This window comes from Hoeflea sp. (genome assembly GCF_039975035.1).
In the GTDB taxonomy this organism is placed as follows: Bacteria; Pseudomonadota; Alphaproteobacteria; order Rhizobiales; family Rhizobiaceae; genus Hoeflea.
Window position 1 is genome coordinate 1 of record NZ_JBDWHW010000111.1, and the last position, 11000, is coordinate 11000.

9 protein-coding genes and 1 pseudogene are annotated in these 11000 nt (G+C 58.1%); 4 read left to right on the forward strand and 6 right to left on the reverse strand.

The features are described 5' to 3' along the window. Nucleotides 1-151: 151 nt before the first annotated feature. The 5 genes and pseudogenes from trbJ to trbB all read right to left on the reverse strand — a co-directional run bounded on the left by trbJ (nucleotide 152) and on the right by trbB (nucleotide 5001). The gene (gene trbJ / locus ABJN75_RS09590) at nucleotides 152-952 is read right to left on the reverse strand and encodes a P-type conjugative transfer protein TrbJ (RefSeq protein WP_348439101.1); all 801 of its coding nucleotides are present in this window, start codon (nucleotides 950-952) and stop codon (nucleotides 152-154) included. Next, a pseudogene (locus ABJN75_RS09595) lies at nucleotides 924-3367 on the reverse strand (conjugal transfer protein TrbE). Before ABJN75_RS09595 ends, trbJ begins: the two are co-directional and overlap by 29 nt. A 6-nt stretch (nucleotides 3368-3373) precedes the next feature. Next, nucleotides 3374-3673, reverse strand: coding sequence for a conjugal transfer protein TrbD (locus ABJN75_RS09600; RefSeq protein WP_348439103.1), 300 nt, complete (start codon nucleotides 3671-3673; stop codon nucleotides 3374-3376). Further along, nucleotides 3666-4040 (reverse strand): TrbC/VirB2 family protein, encoded by a 375-nt coding sequence (locus ABJN75_RS09605; protein ID WP_348439105.1) that lies wholly within the window; start codon nucleotides 4038-4040, stop codon nucleotides 3666-3668. Before ABJN75_RS09605 ends, ABJN75_RS09600 begins: the two co-directional genes overlap by 8 nt. Further along, a complete protein-coding gene (gene trbB / locus ABJN75_RS09610) occupies nucleotides 4030-5001 on the reverse strand; it encodes a P-type conjugative transfer ATPase TrbB (protein WP_348439107.1) in 972 nt (323 codons plus the stop codon). The genes ABJN75_RS09605 and trbB overlap by 11 nt, the downstream gene beginning before the upstream one ends. Nucleotides 5002-5516: 515 nt before the next feature. On the opposite strand from trbB, the gene repA reads away from it, so the two are divergent. The 3 genes from repA to repC all read left to right on the forward strand — a co-directional run bounded on the left by repA (nucleotide 5517) and on the right by repC (nucleotide 9287). After that, nucleotides 5517-6704 (forward strand): plasmid partitioning protein RepA, encoded by a 1188-nt coding sequence (repA, locus tag ABJN75_RS09615; protein ID WP_348439109.1) that lies wholly within the window; start codon nucleotides 5517-5519, stop codon nucleotides 6702-6704. A 75-nt stretch (nucleotides 6705-6779) separates the two neighbouring features. Next, the gene (gene repB, locus ABJN75_RS09620; protein ID WP_348439111.1) at nucleotides 6780-7778 is read left to right on the forward strand and encodes a plasmid partitioning protein RepB; all 999 of its coding nucleotides are present in this window, start codon (nucleotides 6780-6782) and stop codon (nucleotides 7776-7778) included. Between the two features lie 192 nt (nucleotides 7779-7970). Continuing rightward, nucleotides 7971-9287 (forward strand): plasmid replication protein RepC, encoded by a 1317-nt coding sequence (repC, locus tag ABJN75_RS09625; RefSeq protein ID WP_348439113.1) that lies wholly within the window; start codon nucleotides 7971-7973, stop codon nucleotides 9285-9287. Between the two features lie 240 nt (nucleotides 9288-9527). Here repC and ABJN75_RS09630 read toward each other — a convergent pair whose 3' ends face one another. Then, nucleotides 9528-10631, reverse strand: coding sequence for a Fic family protein (locus ABJN75_RS09630; RefSeq protein ID WP_348439115.1), 1104 nt, complete (start codon nucleotides 10629-10631; stop codon nucleotides 9528-9530). A 248-nt stretch (nucleotides 10632-10879) separates the two neighbouring features. On the opposite strand from ABJN75_RS09630, the gene ABJN75_RS09635 reads away from it, so the two are divergent. After that, on the forward strand, nucleotides 10880-11000 hold a 121-nt coding region (locus ABJN75_RS09635; RefSeq protein ID WP_348439117.1), incomplete at its 3' end, for an AbrB/MazE/SpoVT family DNA-binding domain-containing protein.

Genomic DNA, 11000 nt, shown 5'->3' on the forward strand with positions numbered 1-11000 from the left:
TCCTACCCGCCAGCCGTGTCGAATTTCTGTGGCGCCGGCGCTGATGTGCTGACATGCGAAGTGGGGTCTGAGGGCAGAACGATCTGCCAAACGAGGATTCCGCCGATTCCGATGACTGTGAGGACGATCGCCATGAAAATAGTGGGCCTGTTCACCAGCGCGGCTCCATTTCCTGCCCGCCCGAGGTGGAGGGCGTGGTCGACTTGAAGAATTCCTCGCGACGGTTCTGGGCGAGGTCTTTGGCCGCTTGCTCGGACTGATACCAGGTGCCCATCATCGTCACTTGCTGGGAGACGAGTCCCCGCAGCTTCTGGGCCTGGGCGACCTGCTGGGCTGCAATCTGGTGGCCGAGCTGAAGCGCCTGCATCTGACCGACCGCGCTTTGCGACATCGACCGCAACTGGCTCATCGTCGATTCCTCGGAGCTGAACTGGTCCGCGGTCAGTCCTGCAGCCTTGAGCGTTGCGGCAATCGTGTCGCGATTGGTGTCCGACCAGGTCTGATAATTTGCGGAAAACGTCTCGCCGCTGGTGAGCCCCGACTTGAAATCGGCAAAACTTTGAAATCGCTGCCGAAGCACATCGTCAGCATTGCCCATCGAGAAAGCAATTGACTGACCCTGATTGACGAGGCCGCGTAGCCTGTTGAGATCGCTTTCCACCTGACCCCAGACCTGGTTCGGAAGGGTCAGCGTGTTCTGGAGCATGTTTTCGTAGATCTTCAGCTGGTTCTGGATCTGCTCCGCCAACTGCGTGATCTGGGTCATCTGATTGCCGATCTGCTCGGTCGACTGCCCGACGAGGCTGACAAGCTCGGTATTGTTCAGGATCTGCGTCCATTCGGTCGCCCCGCCCGTCACGGTGCCGTCATCGGCATGAACGACCGGCAACCACGCGGCCACCGTCAGCGCAGCGACTGCAATTTTAGTTGATCGAGAGAATGCGTTTCGCATTGTTCACTCCCCTTCCCTGCAACCAGTGCATCGGCCAAGCCGGTCCATGTTGTTGGCTGAGATCATCGATGCGTTTGAGATCGCTCTTGCCCGACGCGCCGACAAAGGCGAGCGCGACGCGTCCAAGTGTCATGTCGAACAGACGCCGCCCTTCTGGAGACGCGACGTAGTATTCCCGCTTCGGAATGGCGGTTGCGACGATCTCGATCTGCCGCTCGTTGAAGCCGATCCGTTCGTAGAATTCGCGGGTTCCGGATTCACGCGCGGCGCCATTCGGCAGGCATATCTTGGTCGGACAGCTTTCCTTGAGCACGTCGATAATACCGGACTGCTCGGCATCCGAGATCGACTGCGTGGCGAGAACGACGGCGCAGTTGGCCTTTCGCAGGACCTTGAGCCATTCCCTGATCTTGTCACGGAACGTTGCGTGGCCGAGCATCAGCCAGGCCTCGTCGAGGATGATTACGCTTGGGTTCCCGCTCAGGCGCTTCTCGATCCTGCGGAAGAGATAGAGAAGGACGGGGACGAGATTGCGCTCGCCCATATTCATGAGTTCCTCGACCTCGAAGGTCTGGAACATCCCAAGCGTCAACCCGTCTTGCTCGGCATCGAGGAGCTGCCCCATCGGACCGTCGACCGTGTAATGGTGAAGCGCAGTCTTGATCTCCCGCATCTGTACTCCACTCACGAAGTCCGAGAGCGATCGGCCGCGCGCCTCGGCCATCAGGGCGATCTGACGGGTGATCGCGTTGCGGTGGTCGGGTGTGATGGTCACTCCCTGCATGGAAACAAGCGTTTCGACCCATTCGGCCGCCCATGCCCGATCCCCGTCGGTCGAAAGCTCGGCCAGCGGGCAGAATGCGAGCGCACCCTCCCCTGCCCCGATCTCGTAGTGATCGCCGCCGGCGGCCTTGGTCAGCGGGTAGAGCGATTTGCCTTTATCAAAGGCGAAGATTTGCGCCGCTTCGTACCGGCGGAACTGTGCCGCGATCAGCGCCAGCAAGGTCGACTTTCCCGACCCCGTCGGCCCGAAGATCAGCGTATGGCCGACATCGTCGACATGCAGGTTCAACCGGAAGGGAGACGAGCCGCTGGCGACCTGCATCAGCGGCGGGGCATTTGGCGGGTAGAAGGGGCATGGGGCGGTCGCGCTGCCCGCCATACGGAATTGACCGGAATGAGGTCGGCGAGATTGCTTGTGTTTATGAGAGGTTCGCGGATATTGGCGTAGGTATTGCCGGGCAGGCTGCCGAGATAGGCCTCGGTGGCATTGAGCGTCTCTATCCGGGCGCCGAAGCCTTCGGCCTGGATCAGCCGCCGGACTGCTTCCGCCTGATTGCGCAGCCGGGCCTCGTCACTGTCGAACATGATTATGACCGGCGTGTAATAGCCATAGGCGACCAGCTGCGACGAGGCGGCGGCAATCGCGTCCTCGGTTTCGGCCACCATCGTCATGGCGTCCTGATCGACCGAGCTGCTTTGGGTCTGGAAGAGCTGGTCGAAGAATGGTCGGACTTTCTGTTGCCACTTCTTGCGCGTGCGCTCGAGTTTCTGGCGCGCCTCCTGATCGTCGAGAAACATGAAACGGCTCGACCAGCGGTAGGTGAGCGGCATCAGGTCGAGCGAATTGAGGATCCCCGGCCAGCTCTCGGCCGGGAAGCCGTCAATGCCAACGACTGCCAGATAGGTGCCATCGACCATCGGCGAAAGACCGTGATGGAACTCGGCTGTGACCAGCCAGTCAAGATACATTGGGATCGCCGGCAGACGAACCGGATAATTCTCGCCGAGGATGCAGAAGCGGATGAACTGGAAGAGCTCGTCATAGCAGGCCTCGTCGCCCGTCTCCGCATCGGCAACCGTGCGTGTCACCATGCGTCGGATCGAAAGCACGTTGCCGAGATACTGTTCGAGCTCGCGGATCGAGGTCTGGAAGGTATTGAGGACGCGGTTCGCATAGGTCTCCGACCGGCTTGCCTCGTCGGAATAGACATATCGCGCCATGGCCGACCGGCGCGGTTCCGGTAGCCGATAGGTCAGAACGAGAGCATGCTGGCTCTCGTAGTGGCCGCGCTCTGCCTCGAAATGTGCGCGACGCTCTTCGTCGATCGCCCGTGTGACCCGATCGGGGAAATGGCAGGCGTCACGGGCCGGATAGGCCGTCGTCGGCACGCGCACGGCCTCGACCTGGATCATCCATCCTGTTCCCAGCCGCGAAAGTATCGTGTTGATCTGGCGCGACACCTCGTTGCGCTCCACATTGGTCGAGCTTTCCGAATCCGGCCCCGCAAAATACCAGCCAGCCATCAGCGAGCCGTCCTTCAACAGAATGATCCCGTCGGCGACCAGGCCTGCGTAGGGCAACAGGTCGGAAAACGACGGTTTTGAGTTTCGGAATTGATTGAGCGCCACCATGGGAGGTCAGTACCTCCGCCATGGCGATGACGTCGGCCGATAAGTCGGTCGATAGCCGATGTGGCGCAGATAGACCTGCCGCATCATCGGATCGGCCTTGGCCATAATCCGGAGGATCCCGACAACGGCGATCCAGATAGCAATGCCCAGCAACACAGAGAACCAGGTCAGCACCACGAAGATGAGAATGACCGTGGCGAGCGCGGTCAGAAGCACGAGTTCGCGGTCGGCGCCCATCAGATGGTTCGGCCGCGACAATGCGCGATGGATGGGCGAGCGGGAAAGGGGTGCGCCTGCTTCAGCCATCAGTCCCCTCCCCTCGCCCGCCCGGGGCTGCCTGATCTGGGAGGCCGATCGAGGCACCCGATGCCCCGAACAGTCCGACGATCTGGGTCGCGCCAAGCAGGATACCGGCGACAAGGACGACATACATCAGCCGCCGCGCGAAATCGTTGAGTTCGCCGCCGAATATCAACATGCCCCCGGCGACCGCGACGGCGGCGAGTGCGATGAAGCCTGCAACCGGGCCGGTAATTGATTCCTGGATCTGCTGGAGCGGCCCCTCCCATGGGAGGCCGCCGCCAGAACTTGCGAAAGCTGGAGACGCGACTGCCACGCAAAGCACGGCAACTATCGCTCCAATAGAGGCGTTTCGGCGGAAGTTATGCGGCATGGCTGTCCTCGTCGATCTGGGAACTGTGGTCTGTTTCGTAAGTCGCGCCGTCGAAACCGTTGATGCGCATCACGTCGCGCACACGCCGGCCGGTCGCCGTTCGTTCGATGGAGACGACGAGATCGACAGCTTCGCCGATCACTTCCCGCATCGGCTGCTGGCTCACCTCGGCGGTCAGCTGCTCGAGGCGCCGCAGCGCCGAATGCGCGGTGTTGGCGTGTATGGTGGTGATCCCGCCCGGGTGGCCTGTGTTCCATGCCTTGAGAAGGGTCAATGCGGCGCCGTCCCGGACTTCGCCGACTATGATGCGGTCGGGGCGCAAACGCATCGTGCTTTTTAGAAGCCGCGCCATGTCGGTACTGTCGGTTGTGTGCAGGCAAACTGCGTTCTCGGCCGCGCATTGGATCTCGGCCGTGTCTTCCAGAATGAGCAACCGATGCGATGGAGCGGACTGGACGATTTCGGCGATGACTGCGTTGGCGAGGGTTGTCTTGCCCGATCCCGTTCCGCCCGACACCACGATGTTCAGCCGTTCCTGAATGGCGCGTCGAATGAGGCTTGCCTGAAGCCTGGTCATCGCGCCGCCGCTCACATAATCCGCAAGCGGGATCAGACGGGATGCGCGTCGGCGGATCGTAAAACTGGCCCCGCTCACTACCGGGGGAAGCAAACCCTCGAACCGATGCCCGCCGATCGGTAGTTCGCCGGAAATAATAGGCCGTTTGTCATCCGCCTCTGTCTGCAGGGCGTGTGCAACGCTGCCGATGATGATCTCGGCCGCGCCCACCTGCAGCGCGCCAATCCTTGCCATCCCCTCGCCCAGCCGCTCGACAAACAGCCGTCCGTCCGGGTTGAGCATGATTTCAACGACATCGTCGTCCTCTAGTGCCGCGCAGATCACATCTCCGAGCGCCTCGCGCAGTTTTCGGACCAGCCGGGAATGGGAGGAACTCGTGCTCATCGATCCTCTCCAATTGACGATTTTAGGCGCCGCTCGGCGTGGTCAAATCTTGTTTGCATCGCATCCACCGTTGCTACTTGCGGGTGAGTTGCGGTTTTGATCGAATGAGAGAAACCGGTCACCCCGGCAGAACTGCCGGGGTGACCGACGTAGTGACGGTGGGGCCTTTGATCCTGGGATATGTCTGACCAAAGGAACTGAGTCGCAGGAAAATCGGTTGTGTTTTTTATGGTTTCCTCTTTCGAGGCTGAAGACCCGATGTTTGGTTGCGGTCCCCCCCGGCAAATCTGCCGGGGAATATTCCGTTCGAATATGGCGCGAAAACTTATCTAACAATCTGAAAATACTAGGAAAAATGGCCCCTTTTCGGATCAAGATGTGTAGCCGTCTGACTATGTGTTAAGTTTCTGTTAACCTTATTTTCCTTGCCTGAAACCGAGAATCGCACATACTGGCGCCAAATCATCCGAAATGCCGTATTTGGCGCTATTTTCTATCTATGAGGTTCTCCAGGCATGTCGGCGCTTCCAACTTTTGAGTTTGACGACAAGATTCTGGCCCAAGGTGCGGAAATTTCGCGCAAGCTCGACCAATTGCGCGTCGAGAAATTTCCGACGACCGGGCAGAAGACGCTTCGCCGGTTCACGATGGCTGAAGTGGCGCACTACCTCGGTGTCAGCCCGAATAACCTGAAACGCCTTCACCTCGAGAACAAGGGCCCTGAGCCTTTTGTCGGAAGTGGCGGTAGACGGTTTTACACCGCTGAGCAGATGTCAGAGTTACGAGATTATCTCGACAAGAATGGCCGTTCGGATGCAAAGCAGTACGTCCCTCACCGCAAGGTCGGCGAGAAACTTCAGGTAATTGCGGTCGTGAATTTCAAGGGTGGGTCCGGGAAAACGACCACGGCCGCACACCTCGCGCAACATCTTGCGCTAACGGGGCATCGGGTATTGACCGTTGACCTGGACCCCCAAGCCTCCTTGTCGGCGCTCCATGGATTTCAGCCTGAACTCGACAAGAACCCGTCGTTTTACGATTCCATACGATACGATAACCCCGTCCCTTTGGAGCAAGTAATACAGCCGACCAATTTTCCACTGCTCGACATAGTTCCTGCAAATCTTGAGCTGCAGGAGTACGAGTACGACACGCCGCTCGCAATGCAGTCACCTTCTCAAGAGGGCAAACGGTTCTTCACACGCATAGCGAGATCACTCGAAACGGTGGATGATCGGTATGATGTGGTCGTCATCGATTGCCCGCCTCAGCTCGGCTACCTGACATTGTCGGCGCTCTCAGCCGCCACATCAGTACTGATCACGGTGCATCCACAGATGCTCGACCTCATGTCCATGAGCCAGTTCCTCTTGATGCTCGGCAATATCCTAAAATCGATCAAGAAGGCCGGAGCTCATGTGCGCCTCGATTGGCTACGCTACTTGATAACGCGATACGAGCCGACGGATGTCCCACAAGCACAGATGCTGGGGTTCATGCAGTCGATGCTAGCCGAAGAAATTCTGAAAAATCCTATGCTCAAGTCGACCGCGATCTCTGACGCCGGACTAACCAAGCAGACGCTCTACGAGGTCGAGAGGTCAAATTTCAGCCGCGACACCTACGATAGGGCCATTGATAGCATGGACGGCGTCAACTTTGAAATACAGGGCTTGATCCACAAAGCGTGGGGGCGTCTTTGATGTTGACTGCCGTCAAAACCACTGAAAACCGCAAGAATTTCAAAACCGTAAGCTGTTTTAGAGGAATTTAGACTGATGGCCCGGAAGAACCCCTTTGCAGGCATCATGGATAACGAGGGCGAGAAGGCCAAAAATCCGGTTGCTCTTGATTATACGATCAAGGGTGCTTCGCGTTCGATCATTAGTTCGATAGACGAAATGGCCTCTCACGCTGACAAGCTGCTCGAGGGCGAGACGATCGTCGATGTGGATCCGGACTTGGTCGATGAGTCATTTGCCCGTGACCGTGTGAACCTTGGCACAGCCGACTACGAGGCGGACTTTCAACAGGTGCTGGAATCCATTCGATTGGCGGGACAGCACACGCCCGCATTGATGCGCCCTCATCCGACTGCGGCCGGGCGTTATATGCTTGTTTTCGGTCGACTTCGGCACCGTGCCGCTAAGGAGCTTGGAATCAAGCTTCGAGCGGTCGTCAAGAAGATTTCCGACCGCGATCATGTGATCGCTCAGGGACAGGAAAACAATGCCCGGGCCAACACCTCTTTTATTGAGAAGGCTCTTTTCGCAGCAGACATAGTGCAGAGAAAATATGATGTCGACAACTCCACTGCTCTGGCAGCGATCGGTGTCGATAAACCAACTCTGTCGAAGATGCTATCTGTTGCTTCTATCGAACCTGACCTTATCAGTGCGATCGGTAGGGCGAAAGCCGTCGGCCGCGACAGATGGTATGAGCTCAAGCTCCTGCTCGACAAACCTGGAAATTCTGACATCGCCCTTGGGGTCGCAGCTAGTCCGGATGTTAAGCAGCTTTCAAGCGAAGAGCGCTTTGATAAGGTTGTCGCCAAACTGAAGTCCTCGAGAGGACCAAAGTCGAAAAAGCAACCTTCGGCAGAGAAAGCTTGGAGCTTGTCGGATGACAGCGTCAAGGTCTCGACCAAAGACACGGGGCGCGCGTTCACTCTGGCTTTGAAATCGCGCGATGCGTCGAAGTTCGGCGCCTATCTGTCGGACCGCTTGGAGCGCCTCTATCAGGAATTTCAGCACAACAGCAAGGAGGGCGGCGACTAATCAGACGTTCTGTTTCGAACGATTTAACAGAAAATTGGCAAAGAAAAAGGCCACCGAAATCGCTTCCGGAAGCCCTCTCTTAGTGTTGCAGCAAGAGATTCGCATTTCCGAGAATCACAGTCAAGGCTCTTTTGAGCCGTGAACGCCGTTTCGGCGAGCAGTTTTCTGTTGCCTAGCGATAGGTGAAAGAAAATGCAGACGCATATCTCCACGACGCCCTTTGGGCGGCGGCCGATGACGCTTGGCCAAATGGCAAGCCAAGTCACCGCAAAATCCATACCCGAGGGAACAATAGTTGAGAAGTGGAAGGTCTTCCGCTCAATCCGTGAAGCTCGTGACCTTCTGGGCGCCACAGACCGGTCTCTGGCCATTCTCAACGCGCTCCTGTCATTCCATCGGGACAGCGAGCTTTCGGGCGACGGTACGCTGATCGTTTGGCCGTCGAATGAGCAACTCATGGCTCGGGCCAATGGCATGCCGCCCACGACGCTGCGCCGGCATCTGGCCGTCCTCGTTAATTGCGGACTAATCATTCGCAGAGACAGCCCGAATGGAAAGCGTTTCGCGCGCAAGGGCCGGGGAGGAGAGGTCGAACAGGCCTATGGCTTCGACCTCTCACCGATCGTGGCCCGCGCCGAGGAGTTCGAGCAACTCGCGGAAGCGGTTCAGGCCGAGAAGAAAGCCTTCAAGGTCTCCAAGGAACGCCTGACTCTGCTTCGTCGGGATGTCGTGAAGATGATCGACGCCGGCCTCGATGAGGGCGTTCCAGGTAACTGGGGTCGTATTAGCCAGATCTACCAGGAGATTATCGGGCGCCTTCCGCGCACGGCACCGCGCCAGGTCGTCGAAAGCCTTTGTGACGAGCTCCAGGAATTGTGGACCGAGGTGCATGATATGCTGGAACTATTCACGAAAACACAAATTATGGACGCCAATGAGTCCCAATATGGATGCCACATACAGAATTCAAACCCAGACTCCTTATTTGAATTTGAACATGGCTCTGGAAAAAACAATGAAGCGGGCGGCAACGCCCAGGAAAACGACAACCTGCGGAGCTTGCCGAAGCGGGAGCTGCCCTTGGGGATCGTGCTTGACGCTTGCCCGGACCTGATGGACTTGGCTCAGGGTGGTCGAATACGCCACTGGAGTGATTTTTTGGCGGCCGTAGAGGTGGCCCGGCCGATGCTGGGGGTCAGTCCGAGTGCGTGGCGAGAAGCTTGCGAAGCCATGGGCGAGGTTCAGGCGGCGATCACGCTGGCGGCGATCTTGCAGCGGTCCGATCAGATCAACAGCGCTGGCGGATATCTGCGCAGCCTCACCGACAAGGCGAGAGAGGGGCATTTCTCGACCTGGCCGATGGTGATGGCCCTACTGCGGTCCAAGCTGGATGCTGACAAGGCAGCAGCCACGACCGATAGGGAGCCGCCAAACGGCAACAAGGGCGGGGAAGGACAGTATGAGGTCTCGAAAGCGCTTCTGAAATCCCTGAACAAGCCCAGATCGTGATGATGAGCGCTTTGGCTATTGCTGCATTGGCTGTGGTTTCAGCATCGATCAGGCGGAAACGGCGCGCTCGGTCGATAAGGTTCTTGACAAAAGAGGGCGCCTATTCCGAGCTACCCGCTGGTTCCACTCACGAAACCACCCAAGCTGACCGGCGATTTCGCGATAGGTGAGATCTAGATTGGACGCATGAAATTCCCCGCGTCCAGCGTCATCTCAGGTGCTGCCTGGCGTTCGGGCGTTTCATTGGTTGTGCCGAGCCGGGCGTTGCTCGCTCAGGAGCGCAAGCAGCGCTGGATTGATGTAGAGATTTTCCCGGCCCGCCTTCATTTCCTGCAGCAGGCCCAGTTCGGTGAGAGCCTTGAGATAGACCGACGCTGCCTGTCGCTTTGCGATGCCGGCCGTCACAAGGTCGCCGATTCGGCAATAAGGGTTCACGAAGATTACCTCTGCCAACTCGCGGGAATAGATTTTGGGCAGATCGCGTCGAATATGCTCCGCGGTTTGATCCAGCAGATCGCGGATGGCGCGAATTCGCGCTGTCGACCAGTTTGCCGTTTCGCGCACAGCCTCCAGTATGTAGAGGATCCAGTCCTCCCACGCCTCCTGAGTCGTTACGGCCAGGAGCCGATCATAGTAGGCGCGTTTGTTCCCTATGATGTAGCGACTCAGATAGAGTACCGGGATGTCCAGCAGGCCTTTGTCGACGAGGAAGAGCAGATTCAGTACCCGTCCTGTCCGGCCATTGCCGTCTATGAAGGGGTGGATCGCCTCGAACTGGTAATGCATCACGGCGAGCCGGATCAGCGGGTCGATGTCCTCAGCTTCGTGAATGTAGCGCTCCCAGTTCGCGAGTTTGTCGCGCAGAAGTGCCTGGCCCGCGGGGGGCGTGTAAATTACCGAACCCGTTGTCTCGTTCATCAACGCTGTTCCTGGCGTTGCGCGGATATCCAGTTCGAAGCCTTTGATGGTCTGGCACACAGTGATCGCCGTGGACGTCGACACGGGCCGCTGTTTGAGCGACTGAAAGCCCTCGCTGAGGGCTGTGCGATAGCGTAATGCTTCCTTCGTCGCAGGATCAGCGTGATTGCCGGCTTCGTTGGCGAAGCGGAACAGCCTGTCGGTGGTAGTGACGATGTTTTCGATCTCCGAGCTCGCCTGCGCCTCGAGCAGCGGAATCGAGTTGATCAGTACGGCCTGGTTGGGAATGAGCTGGCCGGATATGCGAAGCTCGGCCAGTGCTGCACGAGCCTCGATGCAGGCCTTCAGGACTGCCTTCGTCTCAACATCCTCGCGCGGGGGCAGGGGAGGGAGGTCGTTGTAGGGGCGATCCGGGCGAAACGGCATGTCGATCAATCCTTCTTCGAACGACATGTCGGGCGGACATGTCGTCGTTATCGACATATGGCAAATTCGTGTCGATGGAATTGCATTCTATCGACATATAATAAGTGCTACAAGCCGGTTGTTCAGAAGCATAGGCTAGTCGTAATCGACAGTCTGCTGCCGTTTGACGGGTAGTCGACGATCCAGGGCTTGAAATCCGACCGACTCAGTAATACTCTTTTGAAGTCAGGTATTACCGTGGAGCGAACATGACCACCACCGTTACGGCAAAGGGACAAGTGACCATACCGAAAGCTGTCCGTGATCTGCTGGGGATAGTTCCAGGCAGCAAGGTTGATTTCCGCCGCGCCGCCGATGGCAGCGTGGTGC